The sequence below is a fragment of the Amylolactobacillus amylophilus DSM 20533 = JCM 1125 genome, assembly GCF_001936335.1.
Classification (GTDB): Bacteria; Bacillota; Bacilli; order Lactobacillales; family Lactobacillaceae; genus Amylolactobacillus; species Amylolactobacillus amylophilus.
In genome coordinates, this window is record NZ_CP018888.1 from 1,386,146 (window position 1) to 1,405,484 (window position 19,339).

Annotated in this window: 25 protein-coding genes; 22 read left to right on the forward strand and 3 right to left on the reverse strand. The window is 46.7% G+C overall.

Annotated features, from left to right (window positions below):
* Positions 1 to 2: 2 nt before the first annotated feature.
* From LA20533_RS07285 to LA20533_RS07390, 22 genes are all read left to right on the forward strand, one after another.
* Positions 3 to 584: a thymidine kinase gene (locus tag LA20533_RS07285; protein WP_054745276.1), complete on the forward strand. Its 582-nt coding sequence runs from the start codon at positions 3 to 5 to the stop codon at positions 582 to 584.
* A 5-nt stretch (positions 585 to 589) separates the two neighbouring features.
* Positions 590 to 1,672 carry a peptide chain release factor 1 gene (prfA, locus tag LA20533_RS07290; protein WP_054745274.1) on the forward strand — a complete coding sequence of 361 codons (1,083 nt, stop codon included), beginning with the start codon at positions 590 to 592 and terminating at the stop codon, positions 1,670 to 1,672.
* On the forward strand, positions 1,665 to 2,555 hold the full coding sequence (gene prmC / locus LA20533_RS07295; protein WP_056946035.1) for a peptide chain release factor N(5)-glutamine methyltransferase: 891 nt from the start codon (positions 1,665 to 1,667) through the stop codon (positions 2,553 to 2,555). Before prfA ends, prmC begins: the two co-directional genes overlap by 8 nt.
* Before the next feature lie 82 nt (positions 2,556 to 2,637).
* Positions 2,638 to 3,636 carry an L-threonylcarbamoyladenylate synthase gene (locus LA20533_RS07300; RefSeq protein ID WP_056946036.1) on the forward strand — a complete coding sequence of 333 codons (999 nt, stop codon included), beginning with the start codon at positions 2,638 to 2,640 and terminating at the stop codon, positions 3,634 to 3,636.
* A 102-nt stretch (positions 3,637 to 3,738) separates the two neighbouring features.
* Positions 3,739 to 4,983 carry a serine hydroxymethyltransferase gene (gene glyA, locus LA20533_RS07305; RefSeq protein WP_056946037.1) on the forward strand — a complete coding sequence of 415 codons (1,245 nt, stop codon included), beginning with the start codon at positions 3,739 to 3,741 and terminating at the stop codon, positions 4,981 to 4,983.
* A gap of 47 nt (positions 4,984 to 5,030) precedes the next feature.
* Entirely contained in the window at positions 5,031 to 5,660 is a 630-nt protein-coding gene (gene upp / locus LA20533_RS07310) for a uracil phosphoribosyltransferase (protein WP_054745273.1), read from the forward strand.
* A gap of 141 nt (positions 5,661 to 5,801) precedes the next feature.
* The gene (gene atpB / locus LA20533_RS07315; RefSeq protein ID WP_056946038.1) at positions 5,802 to 6,515 is read left to right on the forward strand and encodes a F0F1 ATP synthase subunit A; all 714 of its coding nucleotides are present in this window, start codon (positions 5,802 to 5,804) and stop codon (positions 6,513 to 6,515) included.
* Positions 6,516 to 6,540: 25 nt separating this feature from the next.
* The gene (gene atpE, locus LA20533_RS07320; protein ID WP_054745271.1) at positions 6,541 to 6,753 is read left to right on the forward strand and encodes a F0F1 ATP synthase subunit C; all 213 of its coding nucleotides are present in this window, start codon (positions 6,541 to 6,543) and stop codon (positions 6,751 to 6,753) included.
* Positions 6,754 to 6,779: 26 nt separating this feature from the next.
* Complete coding sequence (gene atpF / locus LA20533_RS07325) at positions 6,780 to 7,286, forward strand: F0F1 ATP synthase subunit B (RefSeq protein ID WP_056946039.1); 507 nt, start codon at positions 6,780 to 6,782, stop codon at positions 7,284 to 7,286.
* The gene (atpH, locus tag LA20533_RS07330) at positions 7,283 to 7,831 is read left to right on the forward strand and encodes an ATP synthase F1 subunit delta (protein ID WP_054745269.1); all 549 of its coding nucleotides are present in this window, start codon (positions 7,283 to 7,285) and stop codon (positions 7,829 to 7,831) included. The genes atpF and atpH overlap by 4 nt, the downstream gene beginning before the upstream one ends.
* Positions 7,832 to 7,845: 14 nt before the next feature.
* Positions 7,846 to 9,348 carry a F0F1 ATP synthase subunit alpha gene (atpA, locus tag LA20533_RS07335; RefSeq protein WP_054745267.1) on the forward strand — a complete coding sequence of 501 codons (1,503 nt, stop codon included), beginning with the start codon at positions 7,846 to 7,848 and terminating at the stop codon, positions 9,346 to 9,348.
* A 19-nt stretch (positions 9,349 to 9,367) separates the two neighbouring features.
* Positions 9,368 to 10,330, forward strand: coding sequence for a F0F1 ATP synthase subunit gamma (locus LA20533_RS07340; RefSeq protein ID WP_054745265.1), 963 nt, complete (start codon positions 9,368 to 9,370; stop codon positions 10,328 to 10,330).
* 18 nt (positions 10,331 to 10,348) lie between these two features.
* Positions 10,349 to 11,770 (forward strand): F0F1 ATP synthase subunit beta, encoded by a 1,422-nt coding sequence (atpD, locus tag LA20533_RS07345; protein WP_056946040.1) that lies wholly within the window; start codon positions 10,349 to 10,351, stop codon positions 11,768 to 11,770.
* An 8-nt stretch (positions 11,771 to 11,778) separates the two neighbouring features.
* Positions 11,779 to 12,216 (forward strand): F0F1 ATP synthase subunit epsilon, encoded by a 438-nt coding sequence (locus tag LA20533_RS07350; RefSeq protein ID WP_056946041.1) that lies wholly within the window; start codon positions 11,779 to 11,781, stop codon positions 12,214 to 12,216.
* 37 nt (positions 12,217 to 12,253) lie between these two features.
* The gene (locus tag LA20533_RS07355) at positions 12,254 to 12,487 is read left to right on the forward strand and encodes a DUF1146 family protein (RefSeq protein ID WP_054745263.1); all 234 of its coding nucleotides are present in this window, start codon (positions 12,254 to 12,256) and stop codon (positions 12,485 to 12,487) included.
* An 89-nt stretch (positions 12,488 to 12,576) separates the two neighbouring features.
* Positions 12,577 to 13,572, forward strand: a complete 996-nt coding sequence (gene mreB / locus LA20533_RS07360) for a rod shape-determining protein (protein WP_056946042.1) — start codon at positions 12,577 to 12,579, stop codon at positions 13,570 to 13,572.
* A gap of 4 nt (positions 13,573 to 13,576) precedes the next feature.
* On the forward strand, positions 13,577 to 13,756 hold the full coding sequence (locus tag LA20533_RS07365) for a DNA-directed RNA polymerase subunit beta (protein WP_054745261.1): 180 nt from the start codon (positions 13,577 to 13,579) through the stop codon (positions 13,754 to 13,756).
* 4 nt (positions 13,757 to 13,760) lie between these two features.
* On the forward strand, positions 13,761 to 14,057 hold the full coding sequence (yidD, locus tag LA20533_RS07370; RefSeq protein WP_056946043.1) for a membrane protein insertion efficiency factor YidD: 297 nt from the start codon (positions 13,761 to 13,763) through the stop codon (positions 14,055 to 14,057).
* Between the two features lie 9 nt (positions 14,058 to 14,066).
* Complete coding sequence (locus LA20533_RS07375; protein ID WP_056946044.1) at positions 14,067 to 14,300, forward strand: DUF2969 domain-containing protein; 234 nt, start codon at positions 14,067 to 14,069, stop codon at positions 14,298 to 14,300.
* A gap of 12 nt (positions 14,301 to 14,312) precedes the next feature.
* Entirely contained in the window at positions 14,313 to 15,509 is a 1,197-nt protein-coding gene (locus tag LA20533_RS07380) for an FtsW/RodA/SpoVE family cell cycle protein (RefSeq protein ID WP_056946045.1), read from the forward strand.
* Between the two features lie 2 nt (positions 15,510 to 15,511).
* Positions 15,512 to 15,805, forward strand: a complete 294-nt coding sequence (locus LA20533_RS07385; RefSeq protein ID WP_054745258.1) for a glycine cleavage system H family protein — start codon at positions 15,512 to 15,514, stop codon at positions 15,803 to 15,805.
* Between the two features lie 8 nt (positions 15,806 to 15,813).
* Entirely contained in the window at positions 15,814 to 16,776 is a 963-nt protein-coding gene (locus LA20533_RS07390) for a DUF2785 domain-containing protein (RefSeq protein WP_056946046.1), read from the forward strand.
* Positions 16,777 to 16,845: 69 nt separating this feature from the next.
* Here LA20533_RS07390 and LA20533_RS07395 read toward each other — a convergent pair whose 3' ends face one another.
* From LA20533_RS07395 to LA20533_RS07405, 3 genes are all read right to left on the reverse strand, one after another.
* Positions 16,846 to 17,298: a universal stress protein gene (locus LA20533_RS07395; RefSeq protein ID WP_054745252.1), complete on the reverse strand. Its 453-nt coding sequence runs from the start codon at positions 17,296 to 17,298 to the stop codon at positions 16,846 to 16,848.
* A 56-nt stretch (positions 17,299 to 17,354) separates the two neighbouring features.
* Entirely contained in the window at positions 17,355 to 17,639 is a 285-nt protein-coding gene (locus LA20533_RS07400; RefSeq protein WP_054745250.1) for a hypothetical protein, read from the reverse strand.
* A 351-nt stretch (positions 17,640 to 17,990) separates the two neighbouring features.
* On the reverse strand, positions 17,991 to 19,307 hold the full coding sequence (locus LA20533_RS07405; protein WP_056946047.1) for a replication-associated recombination protein A: 1,317 nt from the start codon (positions 19,305 to 19,307) through the stop codon (positions 17,991 to 17,993).
* Positions 19,308 to 19,339 lie beyond the last annotated feature (32 nt).

Consider the following 19,339-nt stretch of genomic DNA (forward strand, 5'->3'; position numbering starts at 1 on the left):
ATATGGCCCAATTATTTTTCCGCTACGGGACGATGAATAGTGGTAAAAGCATCGAAATTTTGAAGGTTGCGCATAACTATGAGGAGCAGAACAAAACAATCATCCTCATGACCAGTGCGGTGGATACGAGAACGGGTGTGGGTATTGTGAGCTCGCGGATTGGCCTGCAAAGAGACGCGATTCCGGTGGCTACCGAAACTAATATCTTTGATCTGGTTCAAGAAACTGATCCAAATGCCGCCTGTGTCTTGATCGATGAGGCACAGTTCTTGAATAGGAAGCATATCTTACAGTGTGCTAGAATTGTGGATGAAATGAACATTCCGGTGATGGCGTTTGGGCTGAAGAACGATTTTAGGAATCACCTGTTTGAGGGCAGTGAGTCCCTGTTACTCTATGCCGACAAAATCGAAGAGTTGAAGACTATTTGTTGGTTCTGTCGGCGAAAGGCGACGATGAATCTGCGTGTGCACGAGGGCCAACCGGTTTATGAGGGCAAGCAGGTCCAAGTCGGTGGTAATGAATCATACTATCCAGTTTGTCGCCAACACTATTTTCACCCTAATCTAGCTCAGAAAGGATAATTAACGTGGACAAAATTTTTGAACAATTACAAGGTTTGGTTGATCGCTACGACGAAATCCAGGAACTGATGTCTGACCCCGAGGTGATCAATGATACCAAGCGCTATATGGCTTTGACCAAGGAAGAGGCCGACATGCGCGAGGTTGTGGCCAAGTTTCGCGAGTATAAAAACGCCGAGCAATCTATTAACGATAATGAGGAGCTAATTGCCGAGAACGAGGACGATGAACTCGTTGAGATGGCAAAGGCTGAGCTCACAGAAGCTAAGGAGAATAAGGAACGGCTGGAGGACGAAATCAAGTTGCTGATGCTGCCGAAGGACCCAAATGATGACAAGAACATCATTATGGAGATTCGTGGTGCTGCGGGCGGCGATGAGGCCTCACTTTTTGCCGCGGATTTGCTCAGAATGTACGAAAAATACGCAGAAAGAGAGCACTGGAACGTCGAGCTGATTGATGAAGTGACAACGGAAGTCGGAGGCTACAAGCAGGTAGCCATCATGATCACCGGACAAAATGTCTACTCTAAACTGAAGTTTGAAAACGGCGCCCACCGGGTGCAACGGGTACCATCGACTGAGTCCCAGGGGCGGGTCCACACGTCAACTGCGACCGTGGCCGTGATGCCGGAGTATGATGAGGTGAACATCGAAATCGACCCCAAGGATATCAGAACTGACGTTTACCGAGCATCTGGTGCCGGTGGACAACACATTAATAAGACTAGCTCTGCAGTCAGAATGACCCACCTGCCAACGGGAATTGTGGTGGCGATGCAAGACCAACGTTCCCAACAACAAAACCGGGAGAAGGCGATGCAGATTTTGCGTTCCCGGGTGTACGATTACTATGAGAGTGAGAACCAGTCTGAGTACGATGCCAACCGGAAATCTGCCGTCGGTACCGGTGACCGTTCGGAACGAATCAGGACGTACAATTATCCGCAGAATCGGGTGACTGACCACAGAATCGGCCTGTCATTGAACAAGCTGGACCGCATTATGAATGGTGACTTGGGCGAGGTGATCGATGCGCTCATTGTCTACAGTCAGGCTGAACAATTGGAGCAACTCCAAGATGACTAGGAAAAGCATCGAAGCGGCAATAGCACACGCAGTTGCGTTAGCAAAAGAGGCTAACCCGGCAATCTTGCCCGCTGATATTGCTTTTTTGGTTGGCGAGCGCTTAGGACTCACCCCGTCACAGCTGCGACTACATGGACGTGAGCTACTATTACCCGCCCAGATGCAGCAGTTAAATGCTGACGTGGCCGCGCTCATTAACGGCCAGTCTTCCCAATACATCCTTGGTTACGCTTGGTTTCTTGGCGAGCAAATTAAGGTTAATGAGCACGTCCTAATTCCACGGTTTGAGACCGAAGAATTAGTTGCGTGGGTAGCGGCAGATCTTAAGCTACGGCAAGTGACGAAGCATGTTGATGTCCTTGATCTCGGCACGGGTTCGGGGGCAATCCTTGTAGGTCTTAGCACCTTGCTGAACGAAGCAGTTGTAAAACACGCGCTTAAATTACGGCTCAGTGCTAGCGATATCTCGGGGGATGCGCTGGCAGTTGCACGCAAGAATTTCAAGCAGCATAATTTAGCGGTGCAGACAATTTCGGCTGACGTCTTGCAGGGGCTCGGTAAATTCGATGTGATTGTCTCAAACCCGCCGTACATCATGGATGAAGAGGCTGCTGTTATGGATGCCTCTGTGCTATTGAACGAACCCCATCTGGCCCTCTTTGCGGGTGTTGATGGCCTTGATTTCTACCGGCGTTTTACCGCCCAGGTAGATGCACACCTGAGCGAGAACGGCTGTTTCTACCTCGAGTTTGGCTACAGGCAGAAACAGCTGTTGGCCGACCTCTTGACGGCAGAATTACCGAATTATACGTTCGAGTTTAGGCAAGACATGGAGGGGCATGACCGCATGGTGCGGGGAATTAAACATGAAACGAAGGATTAAGAACAACCCCATCTTCTTATATAATGTTGCTTTGTAGTTTTGAACTAGTTGAACTGATTTTTGATGTGGAAAAGAGTTTGGAATGGAAACGAAAATATTTAACAGTAACGAAATTGAGCAGGCAGTGAAGCACCTAGAAGCCGGAGAGCTGATAGCCTTTCCGACGGAGACCGTCTACGGTTTGGGAGCAGATGCTACAAACGCGGTGGCGGTGGCTAAGGTCTATGAGGCTAAGGGTCGGCCCAGCGACAATCCGTTGATTGTCACGGTGGCCGACGAGGCAATGATGGCGCAGTATGCGCTTGAAATTCCGCTAAAGGCACAGCAGCTCATTGATGCTTACTGGCCTGGCCCTTTGACCATCCTGTTAAACGTCAAGCCGAACACTCTACCGACCGTCGTGACCGGTGGTTTGAAAACGGCGGCCTTTCGTAACCCAGCGGACGAGCTAACGCGGCAGTTGATTGAAAAACTTGGCCGACCAATCGTCGGCCCGTCGGCGAATACCTCAACGAAACCTAGTCCGACGACCGCAAACCACGTCTACCACGACCTGCGTGGTAAGATAGCCGGAATCGTTGATGGAGGCACCACTGAGATAGGGCTCGAGTCGACCATTGTCGACTTGACCGTCGACCCCGCGGTGATTCTGCGTCCGGGTCAGATTACACCAGCGGAAATTTCCGCTGTAATTGGTGAGACCACTGACTACAACCACAATCAGGTTGGCGCAAAAGAGGTACCGAAGGCACCGGGCATGAAGTACAGGCACTACGCACCTAAGGCGCAAGTGGTGGTTGTCGATCGGGTAGCGGACTTCGCCCAAATTGATTTTACTGATCCCACTGTAGCGCTAGTGGCACTGGCTGAAGTTATCGCAAAATATTCAACTCCAAATTCATTTTCTTTAGGTGAATCGGTCGCGACGGCCGCGCATAATCTTTTTGCTGCACTACGTTTCTTTGACGACCAACCAAATATCAAAACCATCTACGTTCAAGGATTTAAGGCAGGGGAGATTGCGCCCGCTTACATGAATCGCCTCAATAAATCAGCTGCAGGTAAACATTTTAATGTTTAATCTGCTTTTTTTATGAACTGGTATGCTAGAATAGTTTTGAATTACGGCGCTAAAAATATCAACAAGAATTAAGTTCGTACATGAACGAGTGGAGGTTTGTCAATGGATTATAGGGAACAGGATCAAGAATTATGGGCAGCAATTGGGCGCGAAGAAGAACGCCAACAGCATAACATCGAGCTGATTGCCTCCGAGAATATTGTGTCGAAGGGTGTGCTTGCAGCCCAAGGCAGCGTCTTGACGAACAAGTACGCGGAAGGCTACCCGGGCCACCGTTACTACGGTGGGACCCAGTTCGTCGATCAGGTGGAGACACTAGCGATTGAACGCGCTAAGCAGCTGTTTGGTGCAGAATATGCTAACGTGCAGCCTCACTCTGGTTCTAGCGCAAACATGGCCGCATACTACGCGCTACTCGAGCACGACGATGTGGTCCTCGCCATGGACCTTTCCGCTGGTGGTCACCTCACTCACGGTGCTGATGTGAGTTTCTCGGGGAAGACCTACCACTTCTACCACTACGGGTTAGACCCTCAGACCGAGTTGATCGATTACGATGAGGTTTCGCGTATGGCGCAGGAGGTCAAGCCCAAGCTGATCGTGGCTGGTGCGAGTGCCTATTCGCGGGCGATTGATTTCAAACGTTTCAGGGAAATTGCTGATTCTGTTGGCGCAAAACTCATGGTCGACATGGCGCACATTGCCGGTTTGGTGGCCACGGGCGAGCACGAGAGCCCCGTCCCTTACAGCGATGTTGTAACGACAACCACACACAAAACCCTGCGTGGACCACGTGGCGGCCTGATTTTGGCCAAAGCCGAATATGGCAAAAAAATCAATTCTGCCATCTTCCCCGGAATTCAGGGTGGGCCACTAGAACACGTCATTGCCGGCAAGGCTGTGGCTCTTGGAGAAGCCCTACAACCAGAATTCAAGACTTACATTCATCAAGTTGTATTGAACGCGCGGGCGATGGCTTCGGTCTTTGCAGACGCTAATGACGTGCGGATGATTTCTGGTGGCACAGACAACCACTTGATTTTGCTAGATATCCAGCAGACGGGCCATAACGGTAAGGAAATTCAGGATTTACTCGACTCGGTCGACATCACGCTCAACAAGAACCAGATTGTGCATGATCCATTTGGACCGTTCAAGACCGCCGGTGTCCGCATTGGCACACCAGCCATTACGACACGTGGCTTCAAGGTGGAAGAGAGCCGTGAAGTAGCGCACCTGGTGCTCGATGCCATCCGTAGTTTTGACGAGCCGGACAAGCTGGCCGAGATTAAGGAACGGGCGCATGCGCTTACAGCAAAATTTCCGTTAGATTATGAGTGGCATTAAAGCGAAACTCTGCTAGAATAGATATGGCTTAAAAATAGGAGGGTGCTATGAGTAAATTTACTGTCTTGGATCATCCGTTAATTCAACATAAATTAACGATTATTCGCGATAAGAATACGGGTACGAAAGAGTTCCGGCAAATCGCCAACGAGATTGCAGGCTTGATGGTGTATGAGATTACCCGCGATTTACCACTGAGAGATGTGGAAATTGAAACACCGATGGGCAAGACTATCCAGAAGGAGCTCGCAGGTAAGAAGTTGGCGATTGTGCCAATTCTGCGTGCCGGACTTGGGATGGTTGATGGTGTGCTGGAATTAATTCCAGCAGCCAAAGTTGGCCATGTGGGGATGTATCGCGACGAAACAACCCTCAAACCACACGAATACTTTGTCAAAATGCCGCCCGATATCGATCAGCGTGACCTGATTATTGTCGACCCAATGCTCGCAACCGGTGGATCCGCAAACATGGCGATCGAGGCCTTGAAGAAGCGCGGTGCTACATCCATTCGTTTGGTTGTGTTAGTGGCAGCACCTGAAGGGGTGCAGGCCGTGCAGGCAGAACACCCTGACGTGGATATCTATGCAGCAGCAGAGGATGAATACTTAACCGATTCAGGCTATATTTTCCCTGGACTCGGAGATGCCGGCGACCGCCTCTTTGGCACAAAATAGTCTCTTTTGAGGCTGTTTTTTAATTTTTAAAAGTATACGCTTACATAAAATAATTTTAATCTTGCTTTGTATTTCCGATTTTTTGGTGTTATCATTTTGTTTGTATTTGATGTTATTTGAATAAAGAAGGGGGGTCGCAAAGTGGGTGAAAAACCAGTTGTAGTTCAGTTTCTGGGAATCAATTTTAACCTAACCAATTGCATCTCGGGGCTGATTGCTGCACTATTCGTTTTTGTTCTAGTCTATTATCTTTCGCGTAAGATTGAGCTTAGGCCAAACAAAAAACAAAACGTGCTCGAATACCTGGTGGATTTCACTAACGGAATTGTGGAGTCAGCGGTACCGGGTAAAGAGGGAAGGCAGTTTTCTCTATATGCTTTAACCATGTTTTTGTTCATTTTTATGGCGAACCAACTGGGATTGTTCATCGAGGTCGTCTTCAATGAACACATCGTAGTTAAATCACCGACAGCAAGTCCTTTGATTACAATGACATTAGCAGCGATGACGTTACTTATCTCGTACGCTTTTGCCGTGAAGAAGTTTGGCTTTAAAGGATACCTCAGGAACTACATGCATCCTGTAGGTTTCTTACTACCAATCAACATAATTGAAGAATTTACGAACTTTTTGACTTTGTCACTCCGGTTGTACGGAAATATCTACGCCGGTGAAGTTCTGCTTACTCTGATTGGCGGTCGCTTGGCGAAATCGATGGGCCTGATTTCCGTTGTCTACTCGGCGCCACTTGCCATGATTTGGCAAGGGTTCTCGGTATTCATCGGTTCCATCCAAGCATACGTTTTTGTAACATTATCTATGGTTTACATCTCGCATAAAATTGTCGAGGAATAATATATATTACGGAGGATTTTTTCACATGAATTATATTGCAGCAGCAATTACAGCAGGACTAGCAGCCCTTGCAGCATCATATGGTAACGGAAAGGTTATCTCAAAGACTCTTGAAGGTATCGCACGCCAACCAGAAAGTGCTGGTCAACTACGTTCAACCATGTTTATCGGTGTTGGTTTGATTGAAGCCGTTCCTATCTTGGCTATCGTTGTATCATTCTTGATCTTATTCCTATAAGAGATCGGTAGAAAGAGGGGCACGAAATGATCCTTCAACCTTTAGCAGGTATGGCGCTTGAACTGGGTGATATGCTCTTTTATCTTTTGACCTTCGCAATCCTCATGATTTTAGTGGGGAAATTTGCCTGGGGCCCAGTCACTGCCATGATGGAGAAGCGGCGTGAGCAGGTTACTTATGACCTCGATCACGCAGCGGATTTGAACAAAAAAGCAACTGAGCTTGTGGCGGCAAAGACACAAGCATTACAGAATTCTAAGAACGAAGCCGTTGAGATTATCGCGAACGCGAAAACAAACGGTGAGAACCATAAGCAAAAGCTGTTGAACGATGCGGACAAGGAAGCTGCAGAGATACGCGAGAAGGCAAATGTCGCAGCAGTGAAGGCTAAAGAGGATGCTCTAAAAGAAGCTCGGGCACAGGTCGCTGATCTTTCAGTGACGATTGCCGAGAAGCTGATTCAAAAAGAGTTGTCTGAAGCAGACCAATCCGAGTTGATCGACTCCTTCATAAAGGGGCTTGAGAAATCATGAAATTAAGTAGTGAGGAACTTGGAAAACGTTATGCAACGGCCTTGTACGATTTTGCCAGTGAACGTAATCTGGTTTCGGACATTAAGTCCGAACTGGCAACTTTACAGGAAGTATTGCAGAGTAACCAGTCTTTTCTGGCTGCCTTCTCGAATCCAGCACTAAACCTGGACCAGAAGAGAAGTTTCATCAGGGCATTAGAAAATCACTTTTCACAGGAGATGCAGAATTTCCTCCAATTACTCTTCGACTATCAGAGAATGCAGTCCTTACCGGATGTCATTGAAGCTTACAATAAGATTTATGACGCACGGCACCGGATTGCTCACGGTGAGGTAATCTCAGCGACTAAGATGTCGGCAGAGCAGTTGACACAACTTGCTGCAGCCTACGCCAAGATGAATGACTTAGAGCGGTTTGAACTGGAGAATTCGGTTGATGAGTCACTCCTCGGTGGGGTGATTCTGAAGACGGATGGTAAGGTAATCGACGGCTCAATTAGAACAAAGATAGCTACTCTTCGGAGTAACCTAGTTAATAATATATAAAAGAGGTGAACCCATTGAGCATTAAAGCTGAAGAAATCAGCGCGTTAATTAAACAACAACTGGAAAGTTTTGACGAACAGTTGAAGGTCGATGAGGTTGGTACCGTTACTTACATTGGTGATGGTATTGCTCGGGCTCATGGGCTGAACAATGCGTTAAGTAATGAATTACTTGAATTTGCCAATGGTTCTTACGGTATTGCACAAAACCTGGAAACTAACGATGTTGGTATCATTATTTTGGGTAAGTACGACGATATCCGCGAGGGAGACACGGTCAAACGGACGGGTAAAATCATGGAAGTACCCGTTGGTGAGGCACTGATAGGTCGCGTGGTTAATCCACTAGGTCAGCCGATTGATGGTCAAGGACCAATCAATACGACGAAGACCAGACCAATCGAAAGTCCTGCACCAGGTGTCATGGCACGACAGTCTGTCTCTGAACCATTGCAGACGGGAATCAAGGCCATTGATGCCCTTGTACCAATCGGTCGGGGCCAACGTGAGTTGGTCATCGGTGACCGAAAGACTGGTAAGACGTCGATTGCGATTGACACAATCATCAACCAAAAGGGACAGGATATTATCTGTATCTACGTCGCAATTGGTCAAAAGGAATCGACTGTGCGTGCACAGGTTGAGACCTTGAAGCGTTTCGGTGCGATGGATTATACCATCGTCGTTGAGGCCGGCCCAAGTGAGCCAGCACCAATGCTTTATATTGCACCATATGCTGGTACAGCAATGGGTGAGGAATTCATGTACAACGGCAAGCATGTTCTTGTGGTCTTTGATGATCTATCGAAACAAGCTGTTTCATACCGTGAAATATCATTGCTGCTCCGTCGTCCGCCTGGTCGTGAAGCATATCCTGGTGATGTGTTCTACCTCCACTCACGTCTATTAGAGCGTTCTGCCAAGTTAAACGATGAACTGGGTGGCGGTTCGATGACCGCTTTACCATTCATCCAGACACAGGCTGGGGATATTAGTGCGTACATTCCAACCAACGTAATTTCAATTACTGATGGGCAAATTTTCTTGCAGAGTGACCTGTTCTTCGCTGGAACAAGACCTGCCATTAATGCCGGTGAATCTGTTTCCCGTGTTGGTGGTGCAGCGCAAATTAAGGCAATGAAGAAGGTTGCCGGAACACTGCGTGTGGATCTGGCTTCTTACCGTGAGCTTGAGTCATTTGCGCAATTTGGTTCTGATCTTGATTCGGCCACACAGGCTAAGCTTAACCGTGGTCGGCGGACTGTCGAGGTGCTTAAACAACCACTCCATCAGCCGCTACCGGTTGAGAAGCAAGTGCTGATTTTGTTTGCCTTGACTCATGGTTGCATCGATGATGTGCCTGTACAAGACATTCAGAAGTATCAAGACCAACTATTCGACTTCTTCGACGCTAATCACGCCGATATGTTGGATACCATCAAGACGACTGGTAACCTACCAGACGAAGACGAGTTATTAAAAGCAGTTAAAGAATTTAGAGATGGCTTTGCCAGTTAATGTTAGGAGTTGATTATTTGTGGCAGAATCACTACTTGAATTAAAACGAAAAATCACTTCGACCCAGAAAACGGGGCAAATCACTAGTGCCATGCAAATGGTATCAGGTGTGAAGCTATCACAAACTGAGAAGCTTGACAAAGGCTATACTGTCTATAACGACAAGATCCGGGCTACCGTTACGCATCTGATGGCATCAGAGGTCTTCAACCAATTGAAGAACCGTGAGGACTTCGATGGTGACTATTCTGAGATTGATATCACTGACTTATTTGATCTTGGCAACCTGAATGTTTTGATTAAACCAAGGGCTGAGATTAAGAAGGTCGGCTACCTCGTTATCACGGGTGACCGCGGACTGGTTGGCTCTTATAACAGTTCAATCATTAAGAATATGATGTCATTGGTCCAAAATGCCCGTGACCGTGGTCGTGAGCCGGAGATACTGGCTGTCGGTAGTATCGGCGCCCAATTCTTCAAGAAGCAGGATATCAATGTTGTTTACGAGTACAGAGGCATCAGTGATGTGCCGAGCTTTAACGAGGTGCGGGAGATTGTCACGACCGCTGTTAACATGTATCTAAATGGGGTTTATGACGAGCTGTACGTTTGTTATACGCACCATGTGAACACCATTTCCTCGCAGTTTCGTGCGGAGAAAATGCTGCCAATTTCGGACATTGATATTACGGAGGCCGTGGATGACGACCAGCCAACAGGGCGTGTCGACTATCTGACCGAGCCCTCGTTAGACTCCGTTTTGCAGGCTATTCTTCCTCAATTTGCCCAAAGTATGATTTTTGGTGCGATTCTGGATGCCAAAACTGCGGAGCATGCTAGTTCAATGACTGCGATGGACAACGCGACGAAGAATGCGAAGGACGTTGTCAGTTCGTTAACGACGAAATTAAATAGAGCCAGACAAGCGCAGATTACAACCGAAATCACCGAGATTATCGGTGGTGCAGCTGCACTTGAATAAAAAAAGGAGGTTAATCATTTGAGTCAAGGTGAAATTGTTCAAGTTATTGGGCCTGTTGTCGATGTGGCGTTTCCGCTAGATAACAAGTTACCAGAAATCAACAATGCTTTAAAAGTCCTGAAACAAGACGATAGCTCAATAATTCTTGAAGTTGCGCTTGAATTAGGTGATGGGGTTCTGCGGACGATTGCCATGGAATCAACCGATGGATTGCAACGTGGCATGAAAGTTGAGGATACTGGTTCTTCAATCAGTGTGCCTGTTGGTAAGGAAACACTGGGACGTGTTTTCAATGTTCTCGGTGAGACCATCGACAACGGACCAGAATTCCCCGCTGATTTCCCCCGTGAAGGTATTCATAAAGAAGCACCTAAATACGATGAGATCAGTACTAGTCAAGATATTCTCGAGACAGGAATTAAGGTTATCGATTTACTAGCGCCATATGTGCGTGGTGGTAAAGTCGGATTATTCGGTGGTGCCGGTGTTGGTAAAACCGTTTTAATCCAAGAATTGATTCACAACATTGCAGAGGAGCACGGTGGTATTTCCGTCTTCACTGGTGTTGGTGAACGGACGCGTGAGGGTAACGACCTCTACTATGAAATGAAGGAATCGGGCGTGCTCGAGAAGACTGCCATGGTCTTTGGTCAGATGAATGAGCCGCCTGGTGCCCGGATGCGTGTTGCATTGACTGGTTTGACGATTGCGGAATACTTCCGTGACGTTGCTGGCCAAGATGTATTGCTGTTCATCGACAATATTTTCCGTTTCACGCAAGCTGGTTCAGAGGTTTCGGCCCTTCTAGGACGGATGCCTTCAGCCGTTGGTTACCAACCAACGCTTGCAACTGAAATGGGTCAACTACAAGAAAGAATTACCTCAACCAAGAAGGGTTCAGTCACATCAATCCAGGCTATCTATGTACCTGCCGATGACTACACCGACCCGGCTCCAGCTACGGCCTTCGCACATTTGGATGCAACGACCAACCTGGAACGTAAACTGGTTGACCAAGGTATCTATCCTGCGGTTGATCCACTAGAGTCTTCATCTAGTGCGCTTGATCCGGAAGTTGTGGGTCAAGAACATTACGAAGTAGCAACGGAAGTGCAACACGAATTGCAAAGATACCGTGAGCTGCAAGATATTATCTCCGTTCTGGGGATGGATGAATTGTCTGATGAGGAGAAATTGATCGTGCAACGTGCACGTAAGATTCAGTTCTTCCTATCACAGAATTTCAGTGTCGCCGAGCAATTTACTGGCGTACCTGGTTCATATGTGCCAATCAAGGATACAATCAACGGTTTTAGAAGAATTCTTGATGGTGAACTTGACAGCTTGCCAGAAGATGCCTTTCGTGGTGTTGGTCCCATCGAAGACGTAATCAAAAAAGCGAAGAAGATGGGTGTCGAGTTAGCAAGTACGACGAAGTAGGTGAGTAGATGGATAACGAAACTAAACTAATTACCGTATCCATTGTGACCCCAAACGGTGTGCAATATGAACATCATGGTCAGATTGTGGTTCTTGACGCCATTGATGGTGAACTCGGAATAATGGCGGGGCACGAGCCCATCGTTACGCCACTGAATATCGGTTCTGTCCAGGTTAAGAGAATCCACAGTCATGACGAACAAACCGACGAAATAGCCGTTAATGGTGGTTACGTCGAGTTTAGCAATGATGTGGCAACGATTATCGCCGATAGTGCAGAACGAGCACGAGATATCGATATTAACCGGGCAGAATCTGCTAAGGAACGCGCGGTACGTCATATTGAAGAGGCGAAGAAGAAACACGATGTGAGTTCTCAAAAGAGAGCCGAGGTCGCACTTCGTCGTGCAATTAATCGAATCAACGTGTATAGTAGCAAGAAATAGCGAACACTTAGTTCGCTTTTTTTCTTAAGGAGAAAAAATGCAAACAGCAGGAATTCACGCAGGGATTGTCATTCTCATTTATCTGATTACAGTAGGAATGTCATTCAAGGCTTTGTCGGCAATCAAAATTGAAAACTTGATTAAACCAAACCACGTTTTCGAGGCACAGCTATTCATCCTTTTTAGCTCACTGGCTCTTGGCTATCTGGTTGGTAACTTACTGATAGCAATCATGGATCAATCGCTCAGCCTCCGGCTACTCTTCTTTTAGCATTGCTTTTTTCTTAAGAAAAAAACGAAGCACGAAAAAAAAACTGAGATATGGTATAATTTCAACGACAAACATCTGGAGGATATATAGTGGCACGAGATATTGGAATAGATTTAGGGACTGCAAACGTATTAATCAACATGGCCGGTAAGGGCATTGTTCTAAACGAGCCCTCTGTGGTCGCAATCGATACAAACAACGGCAGCGTGGTGGCCGTGGGTACGGAAGCCTACAAGATGGTTGGTAGAACGCCAGGAAACATTAAAGCAATTCGGCCGTTGAAGGACGGTGTTATCGCTGACTTCGATGTGACTGAGGCGATGCTGTCCTATTTCATCGAGAAATTGAACGTTAAGGGATTCATGGCTAAGCCAAGTATCCTCATTTGTGCACCCACAAATGTCACCTCGGTCGAGCAAAAGGCAATTATCCAAGCTGCCGAGAAATCTGGTGGTGGTAAGGTCTACCTCGAATTTGAACCTAAGGTTGCGGCAATTGGCGCCGGTTTAGATATCTTCAAACCACAGGGTAACATGGTCATTGATATCGGTGGTGGGACGACAGATATCGCCGTCCTCTCGATGGGGGAGATTGTGACCAGTCGCTCCCTGACTTTTGCCGGTAACAAGATGGATCAGTCAATCGTGGCCTACATCAAGAAGAACCATAATCTACTGATTGGTGAACGAACCGCTGAAGCAATTAAGAAGGCCATCGGTAGTGCCTTTGAGGCAGATCCTGATGCAAATATTCAGGTCCGTGGCCGGGATATTCGTGACGGCTTACCAAAAGAGGTTACTGTCACCGCTACAGAGGTGCAGGAATCACTAACAGACGGCCTGATGACCGTCGTTGCTGGCGCGAAGGAAGTACTAGAAAAGACTCCGCCAGAATTGTCGGCTGACATCATCGATCGGGGAATTATGCTCACTGGTGGTGGCGCGTTACTCAAGCACCTAGACCAGTTAATCGCCCACCACCTTCAGGTACCAGTGCTCACGGCCGACAATCCGTTGGATGCCGTGGCACTTGGGACTGGGGTATTACTGGAGAATATTGCTAGCCACCGCAAGCGCAGGGGATAAATAAATGAAGTTGTTTGATGAAGAGCGGGTGCTCGTCTATTTGTGGCGGATTTTACGCGGCATTGGTTGGGCACTGCTAACCGTCCTAATCGGGATGTTCATTGGCTTTATGGTTGCGGGACAGAATCCATTTCTGATCTTTTGGCCACCGACGTGGTTCCACGTCATAGAGTTTTTGAGTTAAGCAGATGAAGAAAATACTAATTAAGCTTGTACGGGGCTATCAGCGCTTTATCTCGCCAGCCCTACCAAAGAGCTGTCGCTACTATCCAACCTGTTCACAATATATGATTGACGCTGTTACGGCGCGGGGAGTATTCCTCGGGCTAATCCAGGGAACTGCGCGAATTTTGCGCTGTAATCCCTTCGTCCGTGGGGGAGTCGACCCTGTGGGAGACCATTTCACGATTTTTAGGAACCCCCATCCGGAAGATTATACAGACGAAATCGTTGCAAGATATATTCAAGGCAAAAAAGAGAAATAGGGAAGAACAATGTCTAAGGGAATCAAAAATATTAATATCGAAGTAAATGAACTAACAAATAAAAAAGTTCCGAGTTGGGAAGTTGTCATTCCAAATGTGCGGATGCTTGGCATCATCGAACAAAAAGAGAAGAATTTCCACACAACAATGCAGTCTAATCAACAGATGATTGTTTCTAAGACGTTAGAAGCCGCCATCAACGATTTGATTAGCTACTACAATTTACACGAAAATAAGCGTTAAGCAAGGTAGTCTATGGCAAAAGTAGAAAATAAATCAAGTATTATTGATCGGCTCGACTTTGGAATCATTGGCTCGATTATTCTGCTGGCAATCACAAGTATGTACACAATTTGGGTTGCTGCCATGAACGATCCCAGTATGGGTAGTCCGAAACGAACCGTACTTGTTCAGGCAATCTGGTATATCATGAGCGCCATCATGGTCATCATCGTGATGCAATTTGACTCCGATCAGTTGTTCAAGATTGCGCCACTGGCCTACGGTATTGGCATTGTCTTACTGATTGCTGTGTTATTTCTTTATAATCCGGCCGTCTTTGCGGAGACAGGTGCCAAAAGCTGGTTCCAACTGGGACCGCTCACGTTTCAACCTTCCGAGGTGATGAAGCCGGCGTTCATCCTGATGCTAAGTCGGGTTGTATATCAGCATAACCGCGAGTACGCGGAACATACCACTAGAACCGATTGGCTCCTCGTTTTGAAGATGATCCTTTGGTTAGCCCCAATCGCGGTCTTGTTGAAACTCCAGAATGATTTCGGTACGATGCTCGTGTTCTTCGCGATTACTGCTGGTGTTCTGCTCGTTTCCGGGATCACCTGGCGGATCATTGCGCCACTATATGGCGGTGTGATTCTGCTAGGGGGTACGGCTATTGCACTTGTGACCACGCAATTTGGTCAGAATATCCTCCGGAGTCTCAACTTCCGTGCCTACCAGTTCGAGCGGATTAATTCATGGCTTAATCCAGCAGGTGACACATCTAGTGGTGCCTACCAACTATGGCAGAGCATGAAGGCCATCGGGTCCGGTCAACTTTTTGGTAAGGGCTTCAACAATACCGTCGTTTATGTACCGGTACGGACATCAGATATGATTTTCTCTGTGATTGGCGAAAATTTCGGCTTTATCGGCGCATGCCTGTTGATTCTGTTGTACTTCTACCTGATATTTCAGATGGTGAAAGTGACCTTTGATACGAAAAACGATTTCTACTCGTACATCTCGACAGGAATCATCATGATGATTCTCTTCCATGTGTTTGAGAATATCGGAATGAGTATCGACCTGTTACCGCTAACGGGGATACCGTTACCGTTCGTTTCACAGGGAGGGTCGGCATTACTGGGAAACATGATTGGTATTGGCATGATTCTCTCAATGAGGTATCATCATAAGAGTTATATTTTTAGTGGAACAGGAGCGTTTTGATAATGGACACAACAGATTTTTTTTGGCAGGAAGAAACAGCGGAGGGCACGAGAATTGGACTTAACGATGCCGGCCGCCAGGTACTAGGTAAGGTGAAGTTTGTCAGCCTGCCAGAGACCGACACAAAGGTGGAGCAGGGAAAGCACCTATTTGACGTCGAAGCGGAGAAGACGGTGCTAGACATTGATTCACCACTTAGCGGTCAAATTGTTGCACGTAACGAGGAAGTCGAGGACAATCCCGATTACCTCGATTTAGCTGATCATGCCAAGAACTGGCTCTTTTTAATCAAATAGGTGATTTTTTGGAAGAACAAATAGAAGATTTACGAACACAAGTTGTACATTTATTTGAGGAATTTAATCAAGGTAACTACTATAACGATCTGCTGGATCGTTTTTTTGCTTTACAGAATTCAGTTGAGTTCGCAGAGGAGAGTAGTAGCGTCCGGCTGCCCCGCGTGCAGGGTGCAGCCAAAAAGCGGTTTGATAGCCTGTTGCAGTCGATCGACGAAGACACGACCGTTCTGACGAATGATGATTGGGCCTTTCTGCTGCGTTTTAATGGCAATCGTGATCCGTATATTCGGGATCAGCAACTATTTTTTCATTTCTTTCAGGCTGTGCAGCGGCACATTATCACTAAGGAACAGGTTAATTTCATTATTCAGACGCTTCTCGCTGACGACAAAATTTTCTGGCATATCTTGGAGCCGGAAAACGATGGTATTTATACGCGCTCGTTTAGCTGGCTGATGTTGTCTGCTTTAGTGGTTGAGGACCAAAAGTACTACCATGCACTCAAGCAGACCGACTATTATGAGATTCTGACGCAGGCTGTAACCTATCTCTTGTTAGAACGAGACGGGCGAGGATTCGTGCCAGATTTTGGTTGGGCCCATGCGTTACTACATATGGCTAATCTATTTGAGGCGTTTAACTTCACCGACTTACCGCGTGCACCGAAGATGTTCTTCTTTAACGCAATCTTCTTTGCCTACTTTAGAAACAATTATGCACTCAGTTATGGCGAGGATCAGCGTTTAGCTGGTGCAATTACCGTCTTGACGGGCCGTGACCAGGTTTATGTCGATTACGTACTGACGGTCTTTGAATACTGGAATGAAAACTACCACCGGGTAAATATTCCAAATGATTTCGAATTCTGGAATGCATTCTATAACCAGTTAAGGCTGTTCAACTCACTTCTATTGTTGGACGATCTCCCGGAGGAGATTAGAAATTTCATCGAGAACGACCTACGTTAAGTTTTAACTACATACAAAAAGACGAGCAAAATTTGCTCGTCTTTTTTTGTAACGATGAATATATTCTGATTAGTCCTCTTTCAGTGGCTGACGCACCACAAGTACGTCTGTCTCAGCAGTGCGGGTGACGTATTCGGTCACACTACCAATTAATAGGCGCTCAACTGCGTTTAAGCCGGTTGCACCGACCATAATCAAGTCGATGTTGTGTTTCTTCGGGTAGTCATGGGCAATAATTGATTTCGGTGAGCCAAATTCAATCTGAAAATGAGCCTCTTTAACGCCGGCATCTAGAGCTTTATGGTAGTATTCCTCCATCTTAGTCTTCGCATCCTGACTCACTTGTTCCACCATGGCTGAATCAAAGCTCGAGACATTTTGAAAAGCGCGTGTATCAATCACATGGAGAATCTCGAGTGTGGCGTCATTTCTTTTAGCGACGGCGACAGCCTTGTCGAAAGCCATATCTGCTTCCTTCGAGCCATCTACGGCAATTTGAATATGTTGGTATTGTTTTAACATATAATTCACCTCTCTTTACTCTATTTTAACAAATAAACGAGTAGGAAGGGTAATATTTACTTATTTAAATATTTGGTTAGCCTGAGAGTAAAGAAAAAGATGACTATGACCGAGGCAAATAGGGTGATGAAATTGTATTGTTTAGGCAGGAGAAAGACGATGAAAATGCCGCCGACTGCGACGGCTAATAGTGCAATTGCGACAACTGTCAGCAGTTTTTGTAAAGATTGATTTGCATCGACGTTAAAGATGATAAACTGCTTGTGTAGTCGGGTGAGGAGGTAAACGGCTAAGAAGGCCAGAAATGCGATATAGATTAGGATAACAGCTTTTAATAACATGATAAATTCCAATCGTTAGGTTTTACAAAGAAAAAAGCAGCTTGCGCTGCTCCTTAGTTTACTATAGTAATCCGAATTGACGATGGCACCATTGACGTAGTTGAACCCGCAAGTTCTAAAAATGAGCCGTTTCCCTACAAATATGGATCCTAGACCAGCTAGTATTCCGATTTAATAGTTCTAACTAACTCTCACGTCGATATATTCGATCGGTCAACTGTACTTCGGCTTCTCAATCAACTCAGACTATACATTAATTATAACAATAAATGGTGAGTTGTAAACAAAAAAGGTTGGTGCAATTCTTGATTAGAGAACGCTACCAATTGGTTAATGAAAGGTATACAATAGTCAATCATTTTTTGCCTGCTTATGTTGCTTGAGACCGGCTTGTTGCATCTGACGGAGCTTCTTATACTGCTCTCTTAGGGCAATCTCATATTTACTATTGCCTTTAGGAGTAAAGTAACTAGCATTTAGCAGCTTATCCGGTAGATATTGTTGGGCAACCCAATCGTTCGGGTAGTTGTGTGCGTATTGATACGAGACACCGTGGTTAAGTTTCTTTGCGCCGGAATAGTGCGCATCCTTCAGAGAATCCGGTATTGAGCCGACATCCTTACTACGCACGTCCGTTAGCGCAGCGTCGATTGCTGTCATGGCAGAGTTGGTTTTAGGAGATAGGGCCAGCTCGATCACGGCATTTGCTAGTGGTATCCGGGCTTCAGGAAAGCCTAATTGATTTGCCGCATAGATAGCGTTAATGGCGTGACTTGCGGCTGCCGGGTTTGCTAGTCCGATGTCTTCGTAGGCGATGACTGAGAGGCGGCGGCTAATTGACACCAGGTCACCGGATTCGATTAACCGCGCCAGGTAGTGAAGCGCGGCATCGACATCCGAACCCCGAATTGACTTCTGAAAAGCGGAGATGAGGTCGTAGTGCCCGTCACCCGAGGCATCGAAATGTTGAATTTTCTTCTGGATAGAGTTAGCAATGTCTGACTGCTCAAGTAGTAGAGGCTCGTCTTCAGCGGGCGCTTTCTCAATGCGGGTAGACATCACGGCCAATTCCAGTGCGTTGAGCGTTGCTCGAACGTCGCCGTTAGCATTCTCAATTAGCAGTTGCTCGGCATCCTTCGTTAACTCAACGTGATATTTACCCAAGCCGTGATCAACGTCTGTTAGAGCGCGGTCCACCGCAATCTTAATGTCGGCGAATTCGAGTGGCCTCAATTCAAAAATCTGGGTTCTAGACCGAATTGCCGGGCTAGTACTGATGTACGGATTTTCTGTCGTGGCACCGATGAGAATAATCTGGCCTGATTCAAGCAGAGGGAGGAGAAAGTCCTGCTTAGTTTTATCTAAGCGGTGAATCTCATCCAGTAAGAGAATTACGGTACCACTCATCTTGCCTTCCTCGGCCACAATTTTTAAATCTTGTTTCGAGTCGGTAGCGGCATTTAATTTTCTAAACGCGTATTTAGTCGAGCCGGCAATTGCGCTTGCAATGCTAGTCTTGCCAATTCCGGGTGGTCCGTACAGGATCATCGATGAGAGGAGCTTGGCCTCGACCATGCGCCGAATAATCTTTCCCGGTCCCACCAGGTGCGTTTGACCGACGACTTCGTCCAGGTTAGTTGGGCGCATTCTGTATGCTAAAGGTTGCATTTTTTGCCTCTAATTCATCAAAGTTATGTGGT